Source organism: Arthrobacter agilis (genome assembly GCF_006494655.1).
Classification (GTDB): Bacteria; Actinomycetota; Actinomycetes; order Actinomycetales; family Micrococcaceae; genus Arthrobacter_D; species Arthrobacter_D agilis.
In genome coordinates, this window is record NZ_VHIM01000003.1 from 280990 (window position 1) to 305511 (window position 24522).

Here is a 24522-nt window from a genome sequence, read left to right on the forward strand (position 1 = left end):
CAGTATGTCAGAATGCTGACATGAGTCAAGAAGGCATCCACCTCGAGACATCGTTGGGCTACCTGCTGAAACAGGCTTCGAGTGAGCTCCGGGCCGCGATGGAGGCGGTTCTACGTCCGCTGGGGATGACCGTGACGCACTACTCGTGCCTGGAGCTGCTGGCGCAGCGCCCGGGGCTGTCCAACTCGGAGCTCGCCCGCGGTGCCTTCGTGACCCGACAATCCATGAACGTGCTCCTGCAGGCACTGGAGCGAGACGGATACGTGACACGCCCCACGGAAGCTCGCGTCGGGAGAGTCTCTCCTGCACAGCTCACACCACGTGGTCGGCAAAGCCTCGAGCAGGCCTCAGCAGCAGTCCGCTCCGTCGAAGTGCAGATGCTCGGCGGCATGACACCCGAGGAGCAGGCCACTGCGCACCATGTTCTGAACAGGATGATCCGAGCCCTGCGGAACGCCGACGAGGATTCGCTGGAGTGAACGACGCCGGAAGAGAAGCCGACGGGGGCCGGCACCTTCGCAGAGGTGCCGGCCCGCGCCGCGCCTGCTGGAGGTCAGCCGGTGACCGCCGCCATCTCGACGGGTGCGCCGGGGAGCTCCTTCGAGGACGTGATCTCGCCCGTGGCGATGTCGACGGCGTGCAGCTTCTTCGAGGCCGGGTCCGTGACGAATGCCGTGCCGTCCACGACCGTGAGGGCGGGGTGCGGGTCCTGCCACTCGACGGGTCCGTCCCAGGCGTCCACGACCGGTGTCGACCCGGTGATCTCACCCGTTCCGGGATCCATGGAATGCAGTGCCCCGTCCGAGGCGAGGATGAGGATCTCGTCAGCCGGCCCGCGTGCGACATCGCGGAAGGTGTATTCGACGCCGTCGGGGAGGTCGACGACGTCCATCGTCTTCGTCTCGGTGTCGATGAGCGTCAGCTGATGGAGGAGGTAGCCCTCGAGGTCGGGGTCCGACTTGTAGTCGCCGGCGATGATGGGGCTGGTCTCGCTGACGTAGGCGTTGCCCATGCGGCCGAACTCGTCCGGCGCGGTGATCTTGGTGATCTCGCCGCCGTCGTACACGAGTGCTCCGTCGCTGCAGCCGAAGACGACCACCTCGTTCATCGCGGTCCCCTCGCCGTGGACGGACGGGCACTCGTCACTCGTCGCCACCTCGTTGCCGTCGGCGTCGATGACCGCGATGCCCGAGCGGCTCTCCGCGTTGCCCACCGTGGTGAGGAAGGTTCCGTCCTCGAGCACGATCGAGACGCCGTGGTGTGCGTCCTCGCCCTCGATCACCTCGGTGTCCGGGAGGCTGCCTTTCGTGTCGAGGAGGTCGGCCGTGGTGAAGATGGTGGTGTCGCTGGTGCCGTCGGCGTAGAGGACGGTCTTTCCGCCGTGCCGGACGACGTGGCCGGCGGTGTCGGCCTCGAACACGAGGTCGTTGAGATCCGGCTCGGCCAGATGTGATCCGGAGTCGTCGGTCCAGGTGCCCAGGTCGAGGACCTGGAAGCCTGCGGGGACGGTGACGAGGGCGTGCCGCCCGTCGCCCGCTGGATTGAGGCGCGTGAAGCCCTCGATCGGGAGGTCGCCCTCCACCTCCAGCGTGGTGCCGTCGAGGACCACGATGCCGCCGTCGTACGTCACGGCAACGCGCGGTGTGGCCGTGGCAGCAGTGGCCGAGGAAGTGGTGTCGGGTGCGGCGGAGGCGTCAGCCGCCGGGCCCGACGAGGAGCCGCACGCCGTGAGGAGCAGCGCGGAGGTCGCGACGGTGGCCGCGAGGGCGTGGCGCCTGGGGCGCAACGGTGGGTGCTTCGGTGTCTGCATGGGTATCGGGGTGTCTTTCCTGTAGGAGGACGCTCAGGGTGAGAGTCCGGCGGCGATGCGCTCCGTGTTCGTGCGCATCATGGCGAGGTACGTGTCAGCACCCTCGCCGGGGTTCGTGAGTGATTCGGTGAACAGCTCGACGACGTCGACCTCGAGGTCCGCGCCGTCGGCGAGCACCTGGACGAGCCGGTCCGGCTGGGAGGATTCGGCGAAGATCGTGGTCACCTGTGCCTCCTCGATGGCCGCGACGAGGTCGCGGAGGTCGGAGGCGCTGGGGGAGGCGAGGGTGGTGCCTCCCGGGATGACGGCGCCGATGATGCGGAAGCCGTAGCGCTCGGCGAGGTAGCCGAAGACGTGGTGGTTGGTCACCAGGTTCCGCTGCGCGGCGGGGATCTTCCCGAAGGCCTCCGTCATGGTGGCGTCGAGCTCGGTCAGTTCCGTGCGGTAGCTCTCCGCGGAGTCGGCGACGGAGGCCTCGTCGATGCCCTGGATGGTTGCGGTGTGCTGCTCCAGCTCGTCGACGACGTCGGCCATGAGGGGCGGGTCCGTCCAGAAGTGGGGATCCTGCGTCCCGGCGGACCCGCCATCGGCGTACTCGAGCGCTGTGATGACGTCCCCCGCCACCAGGACCGGTACCGCTGCGCGCTGTGCGCTGTCGATGTGCTGCTGCAGCCCCTCCTCGAGGCCGAGCCCGTTCGTGACGATCAGGTCGGCGTCCCGCATCATGGCTCCGTCCTGCGCGGAGATCTCGAACGAGTGCGGGTCGGCGTTGGGCTGCATGAGGACGCGGACCTCCGCCTCGTCGCCCACGACGTTCTGCACGACGTCGCCGAGGATGTTGGTCGTGACCACGATGACCGGCCGGTCCGATGCGGGCGCGGAACAGCCCGTCAGGACGGCGGCCGAGGTCAGCGCGAGCACGAGGGCCCGGGTGACCGCCGTCATCGGCCGGTCTCCACGAGGAAGGCCGGCACGGTAGCCGTCTCGAAGGTCCGGGCGATCCGGGCACCGTCCGCGAAGTCGATCTCGAACAGGGTCCGTTCGGCGGGTGCGTTGAGGTAGGCGCGCTGCTGGTCCGCGATGAGGTCCACGCCGTCGGGGAGTGCCGGGCCGGCCGGTGTGCTGGTGAGCAGCGGCTCGGTGGCGGCGAGGGTCGCTCCCGTCGTGGCCGAGAGCACGAGGACGCGCCCGTCCGCCGCGAGGGCGACGACGTGCCCCTCGCGGTCGTCGACGGAGGACACGCGGAGCAGGGGGACGTCGGTGGGAATGAACTGCCAGGCCCGCCGGCGCGTGTCGAGGAGCCAGGCGCCCTGGTCTCCCGCCGTGGCGGCGACGGTGGGCCGGCCTTCACGGGCCCGGAACGCGGTGGCTCGCGGGGCATCCGCCCCGTCCGGGTACGGGATGCGTTCGAAGGTCACGGTGCCGCCGTCGTGCGTGGCGAGCAGGGCGCCGTCCTCGCACCCGATGACCGCGCCGACCGTCGTCGTGATGGTCCCGCCGGCAGCTGCGCAGGGCGCCGACGCTCCGTCCACGGGCGCGCCGTCGCCGTCGTGCGCCTGGACCGAGGCCGCGACGCCGTCCGCACCGGGCACGGTCAGCAGTGTGAACCCGGAGAGCGGCACCGCGAGACCGTCATGGGGAGGCATGGTGATCTCCGTGACGACGTCCAGCTCACCCCGCGCCAGCGCGTCGTTGTCGAGCACCTGGGCGTCCCCGCTGTCGGGGAAGAAGACGCCCGTGGTCGTCGATCCGGGGGTGACGACGGCCTCCCCCTCGCCCTCGACGGTGCCGACGAGCCTCGACGGGCCTCGGTAGTAGTGGAAGTGGTCCTCGTGGTCCCACGTCCACATGCCGGTGTCGATGACCGTCAGGGACCCGGTGGCTGCCGCGGAGGCGAACACATACCGGCCATCGGTGGCGATCGCGGTCACGCCCTGCACCCCGGCGAGGGTCTCGACGGTCTCGTCGGCGAGGTCGAGCATGTCCACGGAGCCGGCCGGGTCGACCGTCACGAGATGCAGGGGAGGATCCGGCACTTCCTCGGAGCCGGCGATGGCACCGTGTCCGTCGCCGAGCCCGGCGGCCGACGATGCGGCCGACGGGGCGGTGCTGTCCGCTGCGGAGCCGATCGGTGCTGTCGAGGAGCAGGAGGCGAGGGTCAGGACGAGGAGGGGAAGGGCTGCGGGCAGGGATCTAGGCGTGAGCACGAACTGCTTTCTGTGACGATGGGGCGGGGAGGCGGTCCCCCGGACTGGGGAGCGAGATGGACGGGCTGCGGCGGATGACGCCGCGCAGCAGGCCGGACGCGGCGGCGCAGGCGATGGCGGCCAGTGCGATCGAGGCGCCGGCCGCAGTACCCAGGTGCCAGGACGCGAGCAGCCCGAGGGTCACCGAGAGCACACCCACCCCCGCCGCGAGTGCCATGATCACCGGGATGCGCACGGTCCAGGAGGACGCCGCGACGGCGGGAGCCAGGAGCAGCCCGATCACGAGCAGCGCGCCGACCGCCTGGTAGGAGGCGACGACGGCGAGCGTCACCAGTGCGACGAGGAGGATCTGCCCGAGACGCGGCCTGAGCCCCATCACCTCGGCGACCCGTCGGTCGAAGGCGAGCCCCACGAAGGAGCGGTGGAACGCCGCTGCGACGAGGACGGTCGCCACGAGTGCGACGGCGAGCAGGAGGACGCCGCTCCCCTCGATGGCGAGGACGTCCCCGAACAGGATGGCGGTGGCGTCCGTGGCGAAGCTGCGTGAGTGGGAGATGATGATGACCCCCGCGGCGAGCATGCCGACGAAGAAGAGCCCGATGCTCGTGTCGTGGGAGAGACGCCCCCGCCGCGCGAGGGCGCTGACACCGAGGCTCATCACCACTGCGCTCGCCGTCGCACCGAGGATCACCGGCACGCCGGCCAGGGTGGCGAGTGCGACGCCGGGCAGCATGCCGTGCGCCATCGCCTCACCGAGGAAGGCCATGCCCCGGATCACCACCCAGGTTCCGACGACGGCGCAGATGGCTGCGCAGAGTGAGCCGCCGATGAGGGCGCGCAGCATGAAATCGGAGGCGAAGGGCTCGAGCAGGAGGGGCACGCGCCAACACTAAGCTTAAACGACAATCATTCTCAACATGCTAGATTCGACGAGTGTTTTCTTCCTCCGCACCCGGTGCGCCCTCGCTGCTGCTCGACGACGTCTGGCTGGACCACGACGGCGTCGATGCCCTGCGTGGTGTGTCGGTGGCCGTCCAGCCGGGGGCCCTCACGGTGGTGGCCGGCCCCAACGGCTCGGGGAAGTCGACACTGCTCGCCGTCCTTGCCGGCCTGCTCGTCCCCAGGAGGGGATCGGTCTCGCTCCCGCACCCCGCGAGCACTGCACTCGTGGTGCAGCGCAGCGACGTCCCGGACCGCCTTCCGCTCACGGTGCACGACGCCGTCACGATGGGCAGGTGGGCGCGTGCCGGACTCTTCGGCCGCCTGCGAGCCGGGGACCGGCGTATCGTCGAGGAGAGTATCGCCGCCGTCGGACTCACCGGATTCGAGGGGCGGCCCCTGCGGGCACTGTCCGGCGGTCAGCGGCAGCGCGCCTTCCTGGCGCAGGGCCTCGCCCAGCGCGCCGACCTGCTGCTGCTGGACGAACCCACCACGGGCCTCGACGCGGGAACGCGCGACGTCGTCGTCGGACTCCTCGCACTCGAGAAGGCGCGGGGTGCCACGGTGGTCTGCGTCTCGCACGACGACGCCGTCCTCGGGGCCGCCGACCGGACGATCAGGCTGGACGAGGGGCGCTTCCTCGTCGGGGACTCCCGAGCCGGCCCGCACCACACCTTCTAGAGTGGGTGCATGAGCCGCTCCCCTGAGATCTCCTCCGACAGCGACAGACCCCGCACCCGGCGGCCGGGCGACCACCCTGTTTCCGGCGGAGCCCGATGAACGGGGAGCTGCTCCTGAACATCGCGCTGGTCGTGGTGTTCGTCCTGATCGGCGGCGTCTTCGCGGCGACGGAGATGGCCTTGGTGACCCTGCGGGACAGCCAGGTCAACGCGATCGCCCAACGCGGCAGGAGGGGCGAGAAGGTCGCCGCGCTCGCACGCAATCCGAACACCTTCCTGTCCGCCGTCCAGATCGGCGTGACCGTCGCCGGCTTCGCATCCGCCGCCTACGGTGCCTCGTCGATCGCCCCGTCCGTCGCGCCCCTGTTCGTGGGGCTCGGGTTCGGCGAGCAGGCAGCCCTGACCGTCGCGACGATCCTGCTCACCCTGGTGGTCGCGTATCTGTCGCTCGTCCTCGGGGAACTGGCCCCGAAGCGCCTCGCGATCCAGCGCAACGCGCAGTTCGCCTACGCGGTGGCGCCCGTGCTGAATACCTTCGCCCGGATCATGAGGCCCGTGATCTGGCTGCTGTCCGTGTCGACCAACGCGGTGGTGCGACTCCTCGGAGGGGATCCGACCCGCACGAGCGAGGGCATGTCCGAGGAGGAGCTCCGCGACATCGTCACCAGTCACGAGGGACTGCCCGAGGACGAGCGCCGCATCCTCGATGACGTGCTGTCGCTGCGGGGCCGGCAGGTCAGCGAGGTCATGCGACCGCGCCCCGAGGTCATCACCGTCACCAGCGGTGACACGGTCGGCGACGCCGTGGCGCAGATTGCGGATCTGCCGTTCTCCCGGTATCCCGTGGTGGACCAGTCGATCGACGACATCACGGGCTTCGTGCACGTCCGCGATCTCTACGAGGCTGCGTCCCACAAGCCGGGCGCTCCGGTGACCGACGTCATCCGGCCGATCCCGTATCTGCCGGCGACTGCCCGTGTCCTGCCCACGCTGACGATGCTGCGCGCGCGCAACACGCACATCGCCGTGGTCATCGACGAGTACGGCGGAACAGACGGGATCGTCACCCTGGAGGACCTCGTCGAGGAAGTGGTCGGCGAGATCTTCGACGAGTACGACACCGATGCGGCCCCCGTGAAACTGGCGGAGGGCGGAGGGGTTGTCGATGGCCGGCTCAACCTGCAGGACTTCGCGGAGACCACGGGGATCGACCTGCCCCACGGGACCTGGGACACCGTTGCCGGTTTCGTCCTCGAGCGCCTGGGCCGGCTCGCCCACCAGGGGGACGTCGTCGAGGTCGACGGCGCCACTCTCCAGGTCACGAGCATGGACCGCCGCCGCATCGCGGAAATCCTGGTCCTGCCGGCCGAGAGCGAACCCTCCGGCGAGGAGTGACTGACATCAGGCCGTCCGAATTGCCCGTACGACGGTGCGGCTGTCCGCGTGCGGAGCGACGTCCTCCTGCCCCTTCGTGTCGACGCGCCAGCACTCGCACTGCGAACAGCGCACATAGAGCGCGGTGCCGGTGGACACCGGGTGCTCGGACATCGTGATCCACGAGTGCTCATGGCGTGCGTGGCCGGCCGTGGATCGGGTACGGGGAGCGAGGGGTGTCGGGCTGGAGGTCATGGCTCAACCCTGATGTAATGCCCTTGTGCATCTCAACCCTTACGGCGAGTACGCGGTGCTCCTCGCGGCGTCCCTGGCCAACGCGTGGCCGGAGGACCGGCCGGCGATCGTCGGGCGCACCCGTGATTTCGGCATGACGATGGACTTCCCCGTGGTGCAGGACGATCATGCCCGCGTCCGTGAGGTCATCGACGCGTGGCTCGCCGTGGTGGACACCGGCGATCCCGATGCCCGATCAGCCATCCTGAACAACCAGATGGCGGCCGCGACGGCCTACCCTCGCCTGACCGACCACGATGGCGAGGGGTGGCACCTGCACTACCGGGATCATGACCAGTCGCTGCCGTCGGTGCTCATGGCCGTCATCAGCGTCGGCACGTCCCTGCACCTCGTCACGCGGGGCATGCACCGCCTCGGTCGGTGCGCCGCAGAGCCGTGCCGCCAGGTCGTCGTCGACGTCACGCGCAACGGCCGGCAGCGATACTGCTCGGTCCGGTGCGCCAACCGGGCCGCCGTCCGGCGCCACCGCTCGCGCGCGGCGCCGCGATCGGCCTGATCAAGCGTCACGGTTCGGCGCTGATCCGCCGGATGCTGTGGTGTCGCGGGGACGAGGCGCTGATGATGGGTGCATGACGCGGTCAGCATGGATGGGCATCGCAGCCCTCACGGCAGTTGTCCTCAGCGCGTGCGCGACGCCGGGTAACCCCGGAGCGCCGGCTCCCGAGCCCGTCGCGGAACCCGTGGCAACCTCCGCCACCGACCCATCGGACCCGTCGGACTCGTCCGACCCACCGCTCCCGCCGACCCCCACCCCGTCAGCACTTCCGGCGGCCGAGGGCGCCGTTCTGGGTCAGGGCACTGTCCTGCAGGCCGGCGACGCGCTCCCGCAGTTCTGCCTCGGTGCGGTGGCGGAGTCCTACCCTCCCCAGTGCTCCGGCCCGGAGATCCTCGGGTGGGACTGGGGACTCGCGGAGCAGGAGGAGACGGCGTCGGGCGTCACGTGGGGAACCTATGCGGTCACGGGCACGTGGGACGGTGTGATGTTCACCCCGACGGCGGCGCCGATCCCGCTGTCCCTCTACGACGCCATGCCGTTCGAGGATCCGCTCGCCGGGCGGCAGGGCACCACGAGCCGGCAGGAGCTCGACCGTCTCCAGCAGGAAATTGTCGACCAGAACCTGGCCGGCGTGCTCGAGGTCTGGGTGGAGCAGGGCCTCGTCAATGTGAGGGTGGTCTACGACGACGGCTCCCTCCAGCAGCGCATGGATGACGACTACGGGACCGACGCCGTCGTCGTGAGGTCGGCGCTCCACCCCGTGACCTGACCTTCCTCGCGGGATGCAAGCTGCCGGGTCGGGTGAAAGTCAGCCTCCTTGTTCGGCGCACCTGGTGCCAGAATGGTAGGAGCGGAAGCCCGGAATCTCCGGGACACCCCCGAGGAGTCACGAAGCCGGCTTCTCGCGTGCCGCACGTCGCCGTACCCTCGGTGGGGCTAAGTCCGTCCGGCTTCCTGTCCAGGAACGCCCGGAGGAACCCGTCCAATGCAAGGCCTGCACACCCACACAGCCATGAAGCACGCCGACCTCTCCCTCGCGATGGTGTGGGACCACTTCATGAACATGGGCGGCTGCGTGGAGCGGCTCGAGGTGGACGCCTACCTGCACGGGCTGCTCGCACTTCCCGCGGACGACGGCGACTGCGTGACCCAGGCCGTCAACGAGCTGCTCGACGATCGCGCGATGACGGGTCCGCTCGCCTGCTGCCGGGCGCCCTACAGCCCGTCGCGTCGCGGGGCGGGCTTCCCCGACCACTCGCTTCTCCCTGTCTGCCGCCGAGGCGCCGTGCGGCCCGGAGCGGAAACGCCGCTCCACGACCTGGCCCGCCCCGACCTCGTCGTTCCGGAGCCTCCCGTGTTCACGAGCCGTCGTGCGCCCCGGCAGGCGCTCCTGCAGCCCGTCCGCCGAGCCGTGCGGCGGGACCGGTGACCGACGCCTGATCGCCGGTACTGCCCGGTGTACCCGTCGCCGGATCGCCGGGCTGGCGAATCTTGAGGGTGGGGGCCTCGCCCGGATGGTCGGGGGCGGTCACTCCCGGGCGTGCGGCTCCAAGGCCTTCCGCAGTTTCTTGAGCCCGTCCCGGATGCGGGTCTTGGCTGTTGCGACGGGGATGCCCAGACGCTCCCCGACCTCGGCGTACGTGAGGTGCGAGAAGAAGGCCAGCGAGATGGCCTCGTGCTGGGCGTTCGAGAGGACGGACATGCTGGCGTGCACCCGGGATGCCTCGTCACGCCCGACCACGACCTCGGAGACCTCGTCGACAGGTGTCGCATGATGGCGCCGGCCCCACTTCTCGTCGCGGGCACCGCGTGACACCTCCGACCGGAGGCGGTCGATCGCGCGCCGATGCGTGAGGGTCTTCAGCCAGGTCAGCGGATGACCGAGCTCCGGATTGTAGCGGTCCCCCTGCTCCCACACGAGGAGGAAGACCTCCTGCGTCACCTCCGCGCTGATGTCGGGATCGATGAGGACCCTGCGGGCCTGCCCGAAAACGCGGCGTGAGCAGGCGGTGTAGAGGTCGCGGAAGGCTGCCTCGTCCTTCATGCCCGCGGAGATCAGCAGTGCGGTGAGATCAGGCCCTGCCTCGGGGGATGCGACGTCGGACGACGATCCGAGCTGCGTCCGCTGATCGGGTGCGGTGGAGGGCGGGAGCGCGACCGCCTGGAGAGAGGAGGTGATGGCGAGGCTTTCTGGCTGAGACCGGGATGAAGCCATCCCCACCGCGGGTGCGGGAGTGGGCGAGGACCGCTCTGCCGCTATCGGCAGTGCCGCCTCCCTGAGGACACAGGGTTGAGCCTGTGCCCTGAATGTAGCCTGTGCCCCGCGGTCGGTCCAGCGTCCCACGCGCCGGAAGGAAGAACCACCGCGTGGAACGGACCACGGTTGCACCGGTGCGGTTCAATAAGGTGAGCGACACCGAGCAGGACGACGGGGGACAGGACGGTATGACGGCAATGGATGGACGGCCACAGCGCGCGCTCATGATCGAGGCCCTCGAGCGCGCGGGTCTCGGTGCCGAGGACGTCTGGCGGACGGGCCTACTGCTCGGCGGCACCACACCGCTGGCCGGCGTGCGCGCGTACCTCCAGAGGCGGCTCGACCTCCAGGCGCGTGAGAGTGACATCCTGGCGGTCGCCGTGAATGCCATTCTGCGCAAGCGCGGAGTCGACGTCGTCGTGTCGCCCCTGGCCGAGGACGCCGCGGATCTGCGCGGGGACGATCCCGGACAGGGGTTGCGGGCCGACACGGCCTTCCTGCTCACCGCGGAGGAACAGGAAGGGCAGCGCCTTGCGGCGGTCCGCCGGACCGGGCTGCTCGACACGGATCAGGAGGAACGGTTCGATGCCATCACCCGACGGGCCCAGGGACGATTCCGCACAAGTTCCGTCATCGTCACCCTCATCGACGAGCATCGGCAATTCCTGAAGTCCGCCATCGGGCCGGTCGAGCAGAACATGCCGCGGGCGAGGTCCTTCTGCAACACCACGATCGGCGAGCCCGTGCCCGTCGTGGTCCCCGACACCTTCGACGACCCCCGCTTCCGGTGGAATCCCCTCGTCCTGGGCGAGCCCTTCATCAGGTTCTATGCGGGCCACCCGCTTCGAAGTCCCGAGGGGTGGGCCGTGGGGACCCTGTGCGTCATCGATCAGGAGCCACGGGTCTTCGACGCCGACGACGAGGCCGACTTCCACTCCTTCGCCCTCGAGGCACAGCACCAGCTCGACGCGTGAGCGAGCGGTCCCGCAGTTTTTCCACCGGGTCGGGCGTCGGTGTTGGCGCAGCCCGTCCGGCGTGGTCCACTAGTAAGTGGGCTTACTGATCGGTCAAGAAGCCGGCTGGTGCAGCAAACCCCCTGATGGTGCCCGGGCCAGCGCGAGCGACCCGGGCACCATCTTGCCGCCCGGGGCCGACGCCGCCCGCGTGGCGCGTACCTTTCAGGAGAGTCAGGCAGGTGCCCGCCCGATGACGACCGTCGCGCCCATCTCGGCCCGATCGCGCGACCACGCCCGGAATCCCTGCTCCTGCAGGAGCCCGAGACCGGCAGTCTCCTGCTCGTCGGAGACCTCGAACAGCAGGTGCCCGCCCGGACGCAGCCAGGCGCGCGCTTCCGCGGCAACCCGCCGGTGGATGTCCAGCCCGTCAGCGCCGCCGTCGAGCGTGGCACGTGGCTCGTGCAGTCGTGCTTCGGGAGGCAGCGTCCGCAGCTGGTCGGACGGCACATACGGACTGTTGCAGAGCAGCGTGTGGACCGTGCCCCGCAGCGCTGCGGGAAGGGCTCCGAACAGATCGCCCTCGTAGCACTGGGCCCCGGCGGGAAGGTTCTCCCGGGCCAGTCCGACGGCGTCACGCGAGATGTCCGTGGCGTGCAGGGCGATGCCCCCGACCAGGTAAGCGAGGGCGGCCCCGAGAGCCCCGCACCCGCAACACAGGTCCAGGACGGTCGCGCCCTCGGGGGTCACCTCAGCGGCACACTCGACGAGGAGAGCGGACCGCTGCCGGGGCACGAAGACCCCCGGACCTACAGCGAGCCGGAGGCCACAGAAGTCGACCCAGCCGAGGATGTGCTCGAGCGGTTCTCCCATGACGCGCCGTTGTACCAGGTGCTCGAGTTCCGCGCCGCGCAAACCGCTCCCGACCAGCAACCGGGCCTCGTCCTCGGCGAAGACGCAGCCCGCTGCGCGCAGGCGCAGGACGAGGGCCACCTCGAGAGGACCGGCGGAACCCCGGTTGGGATCGTGCACCTGCGGACCACCTTCCTCCCGATTCATGGCCCCGTGGGACGGGGACAGGATCATCCCCACGACGGCGACGGGGGACGGGAGTTCCGCGACGCGGCTCCTGCCGGGTCATGATTCCCCACGGCGGAGCGGCGGGCAAGGCGCCGATCGTCGTCCTGCGCCTGGGATAGCCTGACGGCATGGAACGCGTCGCCGTGATCTCGGACCTCCACGGGAACGTCACCGCCTTCGAGGCCGTCCTCGAGGATCTCCGGCGCCGCGGCATCAGGACCGTGTACAACCTCGGCGACGTCGCGGGGAAAGGCCCGCGCGGTTCCGAGTGCGTGCGGTTGAGCCGCCTTCACTGCGCGGTTACGGTGCGCGGCAACTGGGACGACTTCCTGCCGACGAGCACCCCCGAATGGCGCGACGACGCCGGCTGGTGGTGGCACAACGAGCTCACGGAGGAGGACCGGCAGTGGCTGCAGATGCTGCCCCTGGTCCACGACATCACACTGAGCGGTCGGCGCATCCGCATGGTCCATGCGTCGGCCAGGAGCGTGTACCACCGCGTGCACCGCAGGCACAGCGAGGATGACTTCGAGGGCATGTTCCAGGCGACCGGGCTGACGGGTCCTGGTCCCACCCCGGACGTGGTCTGCTACGGCGATATCCATGACGCCTACGTCTCGACCGTCCGCAGCAGGACCCTCGTGAACGTGGGGAGCGTCGGGAACCCGCTCGACGAACCACAGGCCTGCTACGTGATCCTCGACGGCGAGCCCGACGGTGATCGTACTGAGCCGTTCGGCATCCAGTTCGTGCGCGTGGCCTATGACGTCGAAGCGGAGATCGCCGTCGCAGCGGCCCGGGGAATGCCGGCGCTCGGGGCCTACGCGATCGAGTTGCGTACCGCGATCTACCGCGGTCTGCACCCGGAGCCGGGACTGCACGACGCCGCGGACGGGCAAGCGATCGGCCAGGGGCCGGCTGCTTGACCCCTGACCGATGCCCCATGTCCGTGCATGCACATCGATGTATTCAACGTCAGTCCGCGGACAAGTCCGGGCCATATGCTGCGTCTTTCCAGTGTGCGCCGCGCTCCTCAATACGTGGCGTGAGCCGGATCAAGATCCCTTCAGCTTGACAGGCGCGCCCCCTACGGGCGGGAGGAGCAGCCCTAGCCGCGTGTGTGGGTTGCTTGCGGGTACCGCTGCCGGGTACTGCTCCCGGTACCGTCCGGCCGGGTGGCGTGCGTAGGGCCACCTCGATGCGGTCGGCACCATCGCTCTCCGTTGGGTAAGCTTTCCTAGGTTGTTTAGCAGCAGGCAACCACTCTCCTTCTCCTTGCCCAGCATCGCGCGTGACCGGCAGGGGATCGACGCGAAGGTTTGCGTGGTGGCTGATCACGAGAAAGACAAGGGCACGGCGGTCTCGACCCTCCTGCACGACATGGTGCTCGACAGCGAGGACGTCGAGGAGTTCCTGGCGAAGCTGGTGACCATCGCGGGTCATCGCCTGTCAGCGGCGGACGACGAAGTGCTGTGCGGCGTGACGCTCCTGCGTGCGCGCAGCAAGACGACGGTCGCGAGCAACAGCCCCGAGGCCCAGAAGATGGACGAGGTGCAGTACGAGTACAACGACGGCCCGTGCCTGCGCGCGGCGCGGGAGGGTGCCGTGCAGTACGTCTGCAACTTCGACACGGAGGAGCGCTTCCCGGAGTACAGCAGGGCCATTGCCGAGCACGGCATGAAGTCGGCGCTGGGCGTGCCCATTCCCCTGGAGGGTGAGGCGACAGCCGCCCTGAACTTCTACTCGCCGCTCGTCGATGCCTTCAGCCAGGATGCGATCGAGGCGGCCGAGCGGTTCGCGGCGGACGTCTCGGCCTCGCTCCGACTCGCCGTGCGCATCGCCGGGCTCACCGAGTCCAGCGCCGATATGCGCTCCGCCATGGAGAGCCGCACCACGATCGACCTGGCGGTGGGCGTCATCATGGGCCAGAACCGGTGCTCGCAGGACGCCGCGATGGCCATTCTCAAGGCGGCGTCCAGCACGCGGAACGTGAAACTGCGGGAGGTTGCGGCGTCGGTCCTCGAGTCCCTCGGCCAGGGGCCGGCGACCACCCACTTCGAGTAGGCCCTCGGACCCGGACCCGGGCCGGGGCCGGGGCCCGGGTCCGGGTCAGGCTCTCGGACGCGTCGTGAAGCGCCGACGGTACTCGGTGGGTGTTGTTCCGAAGGTTCCCGCGAAGTTCTCGCGGAGGGTCACCACATGGCCGAACCCGCTGTCCGCGGCAACGCGCTCGATCCCCAGATCCGTCGTCTCCAGGAGGCGTCGGGCGGCGTCGAGACGCTGCGACCGGACCCAAGCCGACGGTGATGTCCCGGTCGCCGCGCGGAAGGCGCGGACGAACGTCCTGCGGGTCATGTGAGCCTGCAGCGCGAGGCGGTTGACGTCGAGCGGCTCGGCGAGATGTTCCAGGGCCCAGTCGAGCAGGGGCGCTATGGGATCGTCCTCGGACCGCGGCGGGACCGGCCGGTCGATGTACTGGGCCTGGCCGCCCTCCCTGTGCGGGGCGACGACGAGGCTGCGCGCCACCTGGTTCGCCGCGTCAGCTCCCAGCCGCTCGCGCACCACGTGGAGGCAGGCATCCAGCCCGGACGCTGTTCCTGCACTGGTCAGGACGTCGCCGTGGTCGATGTACAGGACGGACTGATCGAGCGGGACATCGGGATGCCGCTCGGCCATGGCGGCGAATGCCTGCCAGTGCGTGACGGCTTTCCGCCCGGCCAGGAGCCCGGCGTCCGCGACGGCGATGGCGCCGAGGCACAGGCCGAGAACTGCTGCCCGTCGCTCGGAGGCGGCGCGCACCACGGCGAGCAGCGTCTCGCCGGGTCCGCGCCCGTCGTCGAACCAGGACGGGATGACCACGATGTCGGCCGACTCCGCGGTCTCCGGCCCGCCCATCCCGGCGAGCTGGTACCCCTCCGCCGTGCGCACAGGCCCGGCGGTATCGCCGAACAGCGCGGTGGTCCAGTCCGCGATCCCCTGCCGCCTCACCTCGTCGAAGACCATCTGCGGGACCGCGAGGTGGAACATGGTGATGCCGTCGAAGGCATATACCGCGATGCGCATTCTCCGCCCCTCCCTTTTGGCCCGAATCCATTGTAAATGGGTCCTCGTGCCACTGGTTCAGGCCGGGCCACGACGCCGAGAATGAGATGGATCCCCTGATCGGGGGTCCGACCCACCACCCAGGAGCACCCTTGTGAGCACCCCACGCCGCGCCCTCGTCCTCGTCGACATCCAGCAGCAGTACTTCGACGGACTCCTCGAGATCCAGTACCCACCCCACGCCCAGTCCCTCGCGCGGATCACCGCAGCCATCGACGCCGCGGCCGCCACGGGCACGCCGATCGCCGTCATCCAGCACACCGCGGGTGAAGGAGCTCCCGTCTTCGCTCCGGGTACGCGTGAGTTCGAGCTGCATCCGGAGGTCGAGAGTCGCCGGACCGGCGACTGGAAGAGTGTGGTCAAGCAGTACGGCTCGGTCTACGCGGACACCGATCTGGCCCAGTGGCTGCGGGACCAGGGTGTCGACACCGTGACTCTGGTCGGCTACATGACCAACAACTGCATCCTTGCTTCAGCCGTGGAGGCCGAGGCCCTCGGCTTCCACACCGAGGTCCTCTCGGATGCGAGCGGGGCGATCAACATCGCCAACGACGCCGGCTTCGCAGATGCCAGGACCGTGCACACCACCCTGATGGCCGTACTCAACTCCAACTGGGCCGCCGTGGCCGAGACGGGCACGTGGGTGTCGGCCCTCGACGCCGGCCGTCCGCTGCAGGGAAGTGACCTCGGGAGCTCGGCGATGACGGGAGCCGCCCAGGCCGCGAAGGCCTGACCACGGAGGGTTCCGGCGCTCCCGGTGTGAGGTCAGCGGTCGGCGGGCGGGCGGTCCGCGAGCTCGACGTCGACGGTCCTCGTGTCGTTGCCGCGTCGGAGGTCGACGGAGACGCTCTCACCCGGGCTCCGCTGCCGTAGTGCGGTGAGGAGATTCTCGGGCGCGGAGAGCTGCTCGCCCTCGATGCTCGTGAGGATGTCGCCTGGTCGGATGCCGGCGTCATCGGCCGGTCCTCCCGGCGAGACCGAGAGGACCACCACGCCCGAGATGTCCCCCAGATCGAGCTGCTCCGCGATGGCCGGGGTGATGGCACCCGGCGCCAGGCCCATGAACGCATGCTCCGCCCGGCCGTCCTCCCGCAACTCCTCCGCAACCTGGACGGCCGTGGGGGAGGGGATCGCGAAGCCCAGCGCCACGGCTCCGGCGGCCGGCGGTATGTAGGCCTCGCTGATGCCGATGATCTCCCCGCGACCGTTGACCACGGCGCCGCCCGAATTGCCGGGGCTGATGGGAGCGTCCGTCTGGATGAGGTCCACGAGCGACTGGTTGGTGGCAGCAGACCCCGGGATCTCGCGGTGCAGCCCCGAGATGATGCCGGAGGTCGCGGTGTTCTCGAAACCGAGTGGGGACCCGATGACCACAGCCAGCTCGCCGATGCGGGGCAGTCCCTCCTGGAAGGTCGCTGCCGGGAGGCCGGACCGGTCCGCGCGGACGAGCGCGAGGTCCGAGACGGTATCGGTCGCCTCGACGGTCCCCGACACGCGCTGGCCGTCGGCGAAAGCCACCTCGACGTTGTCGTTGCCCCTGACCACGTGCTCATTGGTGAGGATGAGGCCGTCCTCCGCATAGATGACGCCGCTGCCGAGGCCCTCGTCGGTGAAGATCGTCACCACCGAGGGCTCGACGGCTTCGACGATGTCCGGGATGCTCATCTGGCCCTGTCCGGCCTCGCCCTGCGCGCCTCCACCCGAAGCTGCAGAGGCCGGAGCAGAGGCTGACGCCGTCGTGGAGTCATCGCCCTGCACCTGCGCGGAGGCCTCCGCTCCCGGAGTACCGTTCTCAGCGGTACAGCCGCCGACGGCCACGAGAACGGCGCAGCCGAGTGCGGCAGCGTGAAGCGCCTGGTGATGGTGATGGTGATGGTGACGATCCATGGGGTCCTCCTCGAGGGACGTTTCCAGGGCGACCACGAGGACGGACGTGCCGTCGGGAGCGGGCCGCTGTCCTTCGACGGTACGAATCGTCGCCCGGTACGGACAAGGAGGGGTGGAACGCCATCGTGCACTGGACAAGGCCGGAAGCAGGGTGCACGAGGGATGCGGAGCTAGGTGCCGCTGTCGGGTCCCTGCTTCGGCTTGCGCAGCGGGTGGTCGCGCCACGGGTCCTGCGGAGGGGTGGGCGGGCCGTAACCGGGCCTCAGCATCGGCTCGTCGGGATCGTCCTCCGGATTGGCCCGGCGGGGTGCGCCCGTGCGGTGCGTGAGCCAGTATCCCCAGCCGATGCAGGCGGCCGCGGCCAGGATGATCAGGAGCCCGATGGCCAGCAGCAGGGGGGCCTCGGACGGGACCGCGGTGCCCGTGGAGGCGGCGCGCGCGAAATCGGAGACGGCCTGCGGGACGAAGAGGGTGCTGACGAACAGCAGGACGAGCCCTGCCAGGTACTGCTTGGTGCCGAGCTTCATGACTCCCCTGGGCGTCGACGCGCGGCGGTACGGTTCCGTCGCGCTGGATACCCAGCTTAGGCGCTGCGGCCCACACCCCTACGCTGGACTGGTGCGCGAGACACTGCCCAGCAATCGACGGCTCAGCCGCAGTATCCTTCGGCTCGCCGTGCCGGCCCTCGGAGCACTCATCGCCGAGCCGTTGTTCCTGCTGGCCGACTCGGCCATCGTGGGTCACCTCGGCGTGGCCGAACTCGCCGGTGTGGGGCTGGCGTCCACGGTGCTGCAGACCGCCGTGGGGCTCATGGTCTTCCTGGCCTACTCGACCACGCCGGCCGTCGCCCGCCTCCTCGGCGCCGGGAGACTGCCCGAGGCGCTCGCCGCGGGGCGGGACGGCGTGGGCCTCGCCGTCGTCCTCGGGGTGGTGCTGTCCATCGCGGGGTGGACCACCGCGCCACACCTCGCATCGCTGCTGGGTGCGGATGGGGCCGTGCACGCGTTCGCCGTCGACTATCTCCGCTGGTCCATGCCCGGGCTCACCGCGATGCTCGTGGTGCTCGCCGCGACGGGCGTGCTGCGCGGGCTGCAGGACACACGGACACCGCTCGTCGTCGCGGGCGCCGGTTTCGGCGTCAACATCGTGCTGAACTACCTGCTCGTGTACGGGGCGGGGATGTCAGTGGCCGGCTCGGCGCTCGGCACCAGCCTCGCCCAGTGGGGCATGGCCGCGGTGTACCTGGTGATGATCGCCCGGTCCTCCCGGCGGGAGCGGGTGACCCTCCGCCCGACGCTGCGCGGTATCCGAGGCACTGCCGGTGTGGGGTCCTGGCTCATGCTCCGGACGCTCTCCCTGCGCATCGCGATCCTTGCCACGGTGTTCGTCGCGACCGCGCAGGGCCCGCTGAGCCTTGCCTCCCACCAGCTCGTCATGACGGTCTTCACCTTTCTGGCCTTCGCCCTCGACGCCCTCGCCATCGCCGCGCAGGCCCTGATCGGGAAGGAACTGGGATCAGGGAACACGGCGCTGGCGCGTGCCCTCACACGCCGCATGCTCGGCTGGGGAGTGGGCTTCGGCGTCATCACCGGCGCCCTGCTCGCCGCCGCCGCACCCTTCGTCGGCTGGATCTTCACCACGGATCCGGCCGTGCAGGCCGCATTCGCCGCGGGACTTTGGGTTCTCGCCGCAGCCCAGCCGGTCTGCGGCTTCGTGTTCGTGCTCGACGGCGTACTGATCGGCGCCGGGGACGCCCGCTACCTGGCGCTCGCCGGCGTCGTGAATCTCGTGGTGTACGTGCCGCTGCTGGTCCTCGTGGCCGGTGCAGACCTGACCGGCGCGACCGGCATCGTCTGGCTGTGGCTCGCCTTCGGTGTCGGGTACATGCTGGCGCGCGCCGCGACCCTCGCTTGGCGTGTACGCGATGACCGGTGGATGGTCACCGGTGCGACGCGGAGCTGAGTCTCGTAGGGGTCAGGTAGGCGTCAGGAGGCCAGGGGCTCCTGCGCGGCTTGGCGTTCCGACGTCGCGCCGCGTCCCTGGCCGGCCGCGCTGATCTCCGCCCAGACGGCGTCGAGGGAGAGCCCGACGACGACGGCGATGGCGGCGATGGTGGGGAAGGCCGGAGTCGCGACACGGCCCGACTCGATCTTCCGCAGCGTCTCCGGCGAGACCCCCGCATCGAGGGCCGTGTCCAGCATGGAGCGCTCGCCGCAGATCCTCACTCCTCCAGAAGTGGCGCGGGCACGGGTGACGGGTGCGCTCGTCGCCGACATCCTGCAGTCCCTCCGGCAGCGCGCCGCCGTGGGTACGAACCTGCTCGACATCGATCGATGGGCGCAGGAGATGATCCTGGGCGCAGGCGCCCAGTCCTGCTACGTGGACTACGCTCCGTCCTTCGGCCGGGGACCATTCGGCCACTACATCTGCACTGCCGTGAACGACGCCGTGCTCCACGGCCTGCCGCACGACTACGCACTGACCGACGGCGATCTGCTGACGCTCGACCTCGCCGTGCTGAAGGGAGGGATCGCCGCGGACTCGGCCATCAGCTTCATCGTCGGCCGGCCGAAGTCCCCGGAGGACGCCGCGATGATCGCCACCACGGAGCACGCGCTGCAGGCCGGGATCGCCGCAGCACGACCCGGTGCGCGCATCGGTGACCTGTCCCACGCCATCGGGTCGGTGCTGAGCGGTGCGGGCTACCCGATCAACACCGATTTCGGTGGGCACGGGATCGGATCGACCATGCACCAGGACCCGCACATCACGAACACGGGACGGCCCGGGCGCGGTTACGTGCTGCGGCCCGGCCTGCTGCTCGCGCTGGAGCCCTGGATCATGGCGGACACCGCGAAGCTCGTGACCGATCCGGATGGCTGGACACTGCGCAGCGCCACGGGCGCGCGGACCGCGCACAGCGAGCACACCATTGCCATCACCGACTCCGGAGCGGAGATCCTGACCCTGCCCACGGCCGCCGTCGCCTGACCCGTGATCCTCGTCGGCCGCTGGCCAAGAGCCCGCCGACGGGCGCATGCTCGTCCCACGAACGAACGAACGAACGAACGAACGAAGGCGGGCGGCATGACGGTCGATGAGGTGCTCGCGCGGATCGCCGAGCTCGACGACCCGAAGGTGCGGGCGGTCAACGAACGGCACGGCGACGACCACGGCGTGAAACTCGCGGCCCTGCGCTCCCTGGCGAAGGGCCTCGGGACGCAGCAGGAGCTCGCACGGAATCTGTGGGGGGCGGGAGATACGGCGGGGCAATTGGTCGCCGTCCTGATCTGCCGCCCGCGGGACCTGGGGGAGCAGGAGCTCGATGACATGCTGCGCCATGCCCGGTCGCCCAAGGTGAACGACTGGTTGGTGAACTACGTCGTCCGCAGGAGTCCGCTCGCGGAGGCACTGCGGCTCCGATGGTTCGACGATTCGGACCCGGTCGTTGCGAGCGCAGGGTGGGCCCTGACCACGGACCGTGCGAGGAAGCCGCAGGGGCTCGACCTGGCCGAACTGCTGGACACCATCGAGCGCGACCTGTCCGGTGCTCCAGCGCGGCTGCAGTGGGCCATGAATCACACCCTGGCGCAGATCGGCATAGAGCACGAGGAGCATCGAGCCCGCGCCATCGACATCGGTGAGCGCCTGCGCGTCCTCGAGGACTACCCGACACCACCGGGGTGCACCTCGCCCTTCGCGCCCGTGTGGATCCGGGAGATCGTGGCCCGCAAGGCCGGGTGAGCGGGCGTAGCCACGGCGGCGTGCGTGCTGCAGGCGATGCATGCATGCGGGTAGGGCGCGTCAGGACGTCGTCGCCCGCCAGGGGCCGTCGTCGTCGACGAGACCGCAACGCACCGCGAGGACCGCGAGTTCGACCCTCCCGGAAGCGCCGGTGACGTTCATGATGCGGGTCAGATCGCTCTTGATCGTGGCGACACTGAGATGCAGCGGTTTGGCGATCTCCGCATTCGTGCACCCGCGGGCCAGTTCCTTCAGGACGATCGTCTCGCGGTCCGAAAGTGACATCAACCGTGCTGCCTTCCGTGGGGTGACCGTCGGCTCCCGCTCCGCGACAGCCGCCCGGTAGTCCGAGGTCACCGCACCCCCACGGTGGACGATCCTGAGGATCGCGCCGATGTCCTCGAGGCAGTCGCCTCCCCTGATGAGGACGGCTTCGAGGCGGGTCACACTGGCCTTGATCAGCGGAATCGCGACATCCTCGTCCGTCAGCAGCACGATCTTGAGATCGGGGCACGCCTCCCGCGCTGAGGTCGCCAGGGAGTGGAGGGCGTCAGCATCGCTCACGTGGAGCACCAGGACGTCCGGACACTTCGCGGCCACGGCGGCGATGGTGGCGTCGTCGTCCGAGGTCGTACCCACGACGGTGATGAAGCCGCAGGGCTTGAGCAGCTGCCGCAAGCCGGCGATCGTCAGCACGTCGCACGACGCCAGATGAACTTTTATCGCAGTGTGAGACCGCACTGTAAGACGCACTGAAAAACCCCTACTCCCCCTGGAGCCCCCATTGGCTACCTGTCCAGTGTGACTGGCCTCTCGGAGAATTTCCAGAAAATACTCAGTGCGCTTACTGGCTCGTAGGGCAGGGAAAGTGTAGCCGGGCAGCCGTAGCGCGGGCTTCGGGGGTGGTGTGGCATAGAGAACAGGGCGCGGTCTCGTGCAGTGTCAGGTCATCGATGCCCCTGCTCGATCAGTTCATCCACTCAGCTCTTTCAAGGGGAAATCTGTCATGGCTCAGCACACTCGACTTCTTGCCGCAGGCTCTACCGCCGCTCTCGTGGCGGGCGGCCTGTTCTTCACCGCAGCGCCCGCTTCCGCCGCTCCCAATTCAGCAGAATGCCTTGCGGCCCAGAACCTCTTCCGCGCAGCCCTGGCTGAAGCCGAGGCGGACCAGTCCGTCTCGGACGAGCTGGGAGCCGCGCTGCAGGCCGTCCTGGTTGCCCTGGCCGAGCGCGACGCCCTGGTGGCGGCAGTTCCCGGAGACACGGCGGCTGCGCAGGCGAACCTCGACGCAGCACTCATCGTGCTGGCTGACGCCCAGGCCGACGTCGACGCCGCCCAAGAGGCACTGGAGGAGGCCCAGCAGGTTCAGGCACCGCTGGACGAAGCCGTGGTCGACGCCCAGTTCGAGCTGGATGCCGCGCTCGGCGCCCTCGCTGACGCCCAGGCCAATGTCGACGCCGCCGAGCAGGCACTGGCCGATGCCGAGGCTCTTCTGGCCGACGCCCAGGCAGCCGTGGACCTCGCCGAGGACAACGTCGCGGCAGCGGTCGTGGTGCTCGCCGATCTCAATGCCGATGTCGATGCCGCGCAGGACGCTCTCGAGGCGGCCGAGGCCGCTCAGGCTCCGTTGGAGGACGCGGTTGTCGAGGCGCAGGCCGCCGTCGATGCGGCGCTGGTCGACCAGGTTCCGCTGGAGGACGCGGTTGTCGAGGCGCAGGCCGCCGTCGACGTGGTGTTGCTGGCTCAGATCGACCTGGAAGACGCCGTCGTCGCCGCCGACGCCAATCTCACTGCTGCGATCACCGCCCAGGAAGCCCTTGACACGGCGGTCGCGGACCTCACTGCCCGGTTGGGTGCGGCTGCTGCTGCCCAGGATGGCCTGGATGCATCCGTCGTCGACCTCGGGATCAGCCTGGAGGCAGCAATTGCTGCCCTGCCCGGTTTCGAGGCCGCAGAGGAGGGCGCCGCAGCAGACCTGACGGCGCAGGACGGAGTTGTTGCCGCTCTGCAGATCCGGGTGAACGACGCGACGCTTGCTCTCGACGGCGCCGTCGTGGCCCAGAACGAGCTCATCGCCGAGGCGCAGGGTGTGGTCGACGCCGCAGCCGCCGAAGCTGTCCGTACCGGAGAAGCGCTGGTTGCCGCGCGTATCGCCGTGGATGTAGCGGTGGCGACTCCGGATCCCGCCGATGACGTGGCCGCGGCGGCCGCACTCACGCTCGCCATCGCGAACAACAACGCTGCGCTGGGTATCCTCGCCGATGCGCAGGCCGATCTCGTCGCGGTCTCCGTGGAGTCAGCAGCGGTTGTGGCCGCCCGGGCAGAACTCGCGGAGGCCACGCTTGCCCTCGCCGATGCGCAGGCCACGTTCGCCGCTCTGCAGGCCGCCTTCATCGCGGCGGTCGAGGCCGGCAACGCCGCTGAGGCCCGTGCGGCACAGCTTCGGATCGACCTGGATCTCGCGATCGGTGCCGCTGCCGCGAATGTGACGCTGGTCGAGTCCCTGGAAGATGAGCTCGAGGCCGCAGTCGGGGCAGCTGCAGCCAACCAGCAGGCGATCGCCGACCTCCGAGTCGTCCTGGGTGCGGCTGAGGATGATCGGGATGCCGGTCTGGCTGTGCTGGCCGGGCTGCAGGTCACCCTGGCTGAGGCTGAGGATGATCGGGATGCCGGTCTGGCTGTGCTGGCCGGGCTGCAGGTCACCCTGGATGAGGCTGAGGATGATCGGGATGCCGGTCTGGCTGTGGTCGCCGGGCTGCAGGTCACCCTGGATGAGGCTGAGGATGATCGGGATGCCGGTCTGGCTCTGATCGCCGAGCTGGAGGCCACCCTCGGCGGCCTCGAAGATGACCGCGACGCCGCGGCCTCGGCCCTCGAGGAGTTGGAGGACGCGCTCGACGACGCCCTCGAGGCGCAGGCCGACATCGCCGCCGGGATCGACCTCGATGCTCTGCAGGAGGACATCGACGACGCTCGCGAGGCGCAGGCCGACATCGCCGCCGGGATCGACATCGCTGCGCTCCGGGAGGACGTTGCCACGGCGACCGCCGCAGCAGCAGCGGGACAGCTCCTCGTGGACGCGGCCCAGGCCGACCTCGACACGGCACTCCTCGCGTTCGCCTCAGCGCAGGACGGCGTTGACGAGGCGCGTGCCGCATTGCTCGCGGCTGCGAACCTCGACGCCATCATCGCAGCGAACGCACGCCTCGGCGTTGCCATCGAGACGGCGAATGAGATCAGGATCGACGCGGATGCGATCGACGCCGATCTCGACGCCCTCGAGGATCTGTTCGACGCCGCAGTGGTCGCCTGCTCCGGAACCACCACCGTCGTCGTCGATATCGACATCGACGGAGATGGGAACGTCGGCGTGGTCGTCGGCGGCGGGACCGGTGGCGTCGTGACGGCGGTCGGCGGCTCGGAGGTCAAGGGTGTCGTCTCCGCGGGTACCAACCGCGGGGTGAACGTCCAGACCGCAGCCGGGGCGAACGACTCGACCAGCGCTGCGGGGCTCGGGCTTCTCGGCCTCATGACTGCGGGACTCGGAGTCGGAGCAGTGACCGTCGGCCTGCGCAGCAAGGCGCAGCGCAAGCACTGATCCGCAAGGGGAAACCCTGAACACCGAATGACGCAGGGTGCCGGTCCACAGGGCCGGCACCCTGCTCACTTCCGAAGGAC

26 protein-coding genes are annotated in these 24522 nt (G+C 69.7%); 14 read left to right on the forward strand and 12 right to left on the reverse strand.

The genetic code is table 11. The features are described 5' to 3' along the window. Nucleotides 1-20 precede the first annotated feature (20 nt). Complete coding sequence (locus FJV46_RS06150; RefSeq protein ID WP_087028920.1) at nt 21-479, forward strand: MarR family winged helix-turn-helix transcriptional regulator; 459 nt, start codon at nt 21-23, stop codon at nt 477-479. Between the two features lie 74 nt (nt 480-553). Here the strand turns inward: FJV46_RS06150 and aztD are convergent, their stop codons facing one another. Genes aztD through aztB form a run of 4 tightly spaced genes read right to left on the reverse strand, consistent with a single transcriptional unit; the run spans nt 554 to nt 4897 of the window. Next, on the reverse strand, nt 554-1810 hold the full coding sequence (aztD, locus tag FJV46_RS06155) for a zinc metallochaperone AztD (RefSeq protein ID WP_232008531.1): 1257 nt from the start codon (nt 1808-1810) through the stop codon (nt 554-556). A 33-nt stretch (nt 1811-1843) separates the two neighbouring features. Further along, nucleotides 1844-2755 carry a zinc ABC transporter substrate-binding protein AztC gene (gene aztC / locus FJV46_RS06160; RefSeq protein ID WP_087028918.1) on the reverse strand — a complete coding sequence of 304 codons (912 nt, stop codon included), beginning with the start codon at nt 2753-2755 and terminating at the stop codon, nt 1844-1846. Beyond that, nucleotides 2752-4017, reverse strand: a complete 1266-nt coding sequence (locus FJV46_RS06165; RefSeq protein ID WP_087028916.1) for a hypothetical protein — start codon at nt 4015-4017, stop codon at nt 2752-2754. Before FJV46_RS06165 ends, aztC begins: the two co-directional genes overlap by 4 nt. Further along, on the reverse strand, nt 4004-4897 hold the full coding sequence (gene aztB / locus FJV46_RS06170) for a zinc ABC transporter permease AztB (RefSeq protein ID WP_087028914.1): 894 nt from the start codon (nt 4895-4897) through the stop codon (nt 4004-4006). Before aztB ends, FJV46_RS06165 begins: the two co-directional genes overlap by 14 nt. 53 nt (nt 4898-4950) lie before the next feature. On the opposite strand from aztB, the gene aztA reads away from it, so the two are divergent. Further along, a complete protein-coding gene (aztA, locus tag FJV46_RS06175; RefSeq protein WP_232008530.1) occupies nt 4951-5637 on the forward strand; it encodes a zinc ABC transporter ATP-binding protein AztA in 687 nt (228 codons plus the stop codon). Between the two features lie 95 nt (nt 5638-5732). After that, nucleotides 5733-7031 carry a hemolysin family protein gene (locus tag FJV46_RS06180; protein WP_087028912.1) on the forward strand — a complete coding sequence of 433 codons (1299 nt, stop codon included), beginning with the start codon at nt 5733-5735 and terminating at the stop codon, nt 7029-7031. A gap of 6 nt (nt 7032-7037) precedes the next feature. Here the strand turns inward: FJV46_RS06180 and FJV46_RS06185 are convergent, their stop codons facing one another. Beyond that, entirely contained in the window at nt 7038-7265 is a 228-nt protein-coding gene (locus FJV46_RS06185) for a hypothetical protein (RefSeq protein ID WP_087028910.1), read from the reverse strand. Nucleotides 7266-7290: 25 nt separating this feature from the next. Between FJV46_RS06185 and FJV46_RS06190 the strand changes: the two genes are divergently transcribed. From FJV46_RS06190 to FJV46_RS06200, 3 genes are all read left to right on the forward strand, one after another. Continuing rightward, nucleotides 7291-7821: a CGNR zinc finger domain-containing protein gene (locus tag FJV46_RS06190; RefSeq protein WP_087028908.1), complete on the forward strand. Its 531-nt coding sequence runs from the start codon at nt 7291-7293 to the stop codon at nt 7819-7821. 73 nt (nt 7822-7894) lie between these two features. Continuing rightward, nucleotides 7895-8590: a hypothetical protein gene (locus FJV46_RS06195; protein ID WP_126130659.1), complete on the forward strand. Its 696-nt coding sequence runs from the start codon at nt 7895-7897 to the stop codon at nt 8588-8590. Between the two features lie 243 nt (nt 8591-8833). Next, nucleotides 8834-9250: a hypothetical protein gene (locus tag FJV46_RS06200; protein WP_126130658.1), complete on the forward strand. Its 417-nt coding sequence runs from the start codon at nt 8834-8836 to the stop codon at nt 9248-9250. A 99-nt stretch (nt 9251-9349) separates the two neighbouring features. On the opposite strand, the gene FJV46_RS06205 is transcribed toward FJV46_RS06200, so the two are convergent. Then, nucleotides 9350-10036: a sigma-70 family RNA polymerase sigma factor gene (locus tag FJV46_RS06205; RefSeq protein ID WP_087028901.1), complete on the reverse strand. Its 687-nt coding sequence runs from the start codon at nt 10034-10036 to the stop codon at nt 9350-9352. Nucleotides 10037-10188: 152 nt separating this feature from the next. Here FJV46_RS06205 and FJV46_RS06210 point away from each other — a divergent pair, with 152 nt between their 5' ends. Further along, nucleotides 10189-11052, forward strand: coding sequence for a GAF domain-containing protein (locus FJV46_RS06210; protein WP_087028899.1), 864 nt, complete (start codon nt 10189-10191; stop codon nt 11050-11052). Nucleotides 11053-11265: 213 nt separating this feature from the next. On the opposite strand, the gene FJV46_RS06215 is transcribed toward FJV46_RS06210, so the two are convergent. After that, complete coding sequence (locus FJV46_RS06215; RefSeq protein ID WP_232008529.1) at nt 11266-12063, reverse strand: putative protein N(5)-glutamine methyltransferase; 798 nt, start codon at nt 12061-12063, stop codon at nt 11266-11268. A gap of 176 nt (nt 12064-12239) precedes the next feature. Here FJV46_RS06215 and FJV46_RS06220 point away from each other — a divergent pair, with 176 nt between their 5' ends. Both FJV46_RS06220 and FJV46_RS06225 read left to right on the forward strand, forming a co-directional pair. Next, the gene (locus FJV46_RS06220; RefSeq protein WP_087028897.1) at nt 12240-13037 is read left to right on the forward strand and encodes a metallophosphoesterase family protein; all 798 of its coding nucleotides are present in this window, start codon (nt 12240-12242) and stop codon (nt 13035-13037) included. Between the two features lie 400 nt (nt 13038-13437). Then, complete coding sequence (locus tag FJV46_RS06225; protein WP_232008528.1) at nt 13438-14175, forward strand: GAF and ANTAR domain-containing protein; 738 nt, start codon at nt 13438-13440, stop codon at nt 14173-14175. A gap of 45 nt (nt 14176-14220) precedes the next feature. Here FJV46_RS06225 and FJV46_RS06230 read toward each other — a convergent pair whose 3' ends face one another. Next, nucleotides 14221-15174 carry a GlxA family transcriptional regulator gene (locus FJV46_RS06230; protein WP_087028895.1) on the reverse strand — a complete coding sequence of 318 codons (954 nt, stop codon included), beginning with the start codon at nt 15172-15174 and terminating at the stop codon, nt 14221-14223. A gap of 133 nt (nt 15175-15307) precedes the next feature. Here FJV46_RS06230 and FJV46_RS06235 point away from each other — a divergent pair, with 133 nt between their 5' ends. After that, nucleotides 15308-15946 carry an isochorismatase family protein gene (locus FJV46_RS06235; protein WP_087028893.1) on the forward strand — a complete coding sequence of 213 codons (639 nt, stop codon included), beginning with the start codon at nt 15308-15310 and terminating at the stop codon, nt 15944-15946. A gap of 32 nt (nt 15947-15978) precedes the next feature. On the opposite strand, the gene FJV46_RS06240 is transcribed toward FJV46_RS06235, so the two are convergent. Both FJV46_RS06240 and FJV46_RS06245 read right to left on the reverse strand, forming a co-directional pair. Further along, nucleotides 15979-17100 (reverse strand): S1C family serine protease, encoded by a 1122-nt coding sequence (locus FJV46_RS06240; protein WP_087029372.1) that lies wholly within the window; start codon nt 17098-17100, stop codon nt 15979-15981. A gap of 170 nt (nt 17101-17270) precedes the next feature. Then, nucleotides 17271-17627 (reverse strand): hypothetical protein, encoded by a 357-nt coding sequence (locus FJV46_RS06245; protein WP_087028891.1) that lies wholly within the window; start codon nt 17625-17627, stop codon nt 17271-17273. 88 nt (nt 17628-17715) lie between these two features. On the opposite strand from FJV46_RS06245, the gene FJV46_RS06250 reads away from it, so the two are divergent. Continuing rightward, nucleotides 17716-19062, forward strand: coding sequence for an MATE family efflux transporter (locus FJV46_RS06250; RefSeq protein ID WP_370684680.1), 1347 nt, complete (start codon nt 17716-17718; stop codon nt 19060-19062). Nucleotides 19063-19085: 23 nt separating this feature from the next. Here the strand turns inward: FJV46_RS06250 and FJV46_RS06255 are convergent, their stop codons facing one another. Next, nucleotides 19086-19376 (reverse strand): helix-turn-helix domain-containing protein, encoded by a 291-nt coding sequence (locus FJV46_RS06255; RefSeq protein ID WP_087029369.1) that lies wholly within the window; start codon nt 19374-19376, stop codon nt 19086-19088. Between FJV46_RS06255 and map the strand changes: the two genes are divergently transcribed. Next, nucleotides 19300-20091, forward strand: a complete 792-nt coding sequence (gene map, locus FJV46_RS06260; RefSeq protein WP_087029366.1) for a type I methionyl aminopeptidase — start codon at nt 19300-19302, stop codon at nt 20089-20091. The two genes, FJV46_RS06255 and map, sit on opposite strands and share 77 nt — an antisense overlap. A gap of 96 nt (nt 20092-20187) precedes the next feature. Further along, the gene (locus FJV46_RS06265; protein WP_087028889.1) at nt 20188-20844 is read left to right on the forward strand and encodes a DNA alkylation repair protein; all 657 of its coding nucleotides are present in this window, start codon (nt 20188-20190) and stop codon (nt 20842-20844) included. Nucleotides 20845-20904: 60 nt separating this feature from the next. Here FJV46_RS06265 and FJV46_RS06270 read toward each other — a convergent pair whose 3' ends face one another. Continuing rightward, nucleotides 20905-21540, reverse strand: a complete 636-nt coding sequence (locus FJV46_RS06270) for a helix-turn-helix transcriptional regulator (protein WP_087028887.1) — start codon at nt 21538-21540, stop codon at nt 20905-20907. Between the two features lie 310 nt (nt 21541-21850). Between FJV46_RS06270 and FJV46_RS06275 the strand changes: the two genes are divergently transcribed. Continuing rightward, nucleotides 21851-24442 carry a coiled-coil domain-containing protein gene (locus tag FJV46_RS06275; protein ID WP_126130657.1) on the forward strand — a complete coding sequence of 864 codons (2592 nt, stop codon included), beginning with the start codon at nt 21851-21853 and terminating at the stop codon, nt 24440-24442. Nucleotides 24443-24522 lie beyond the last annotated feature (80 nt).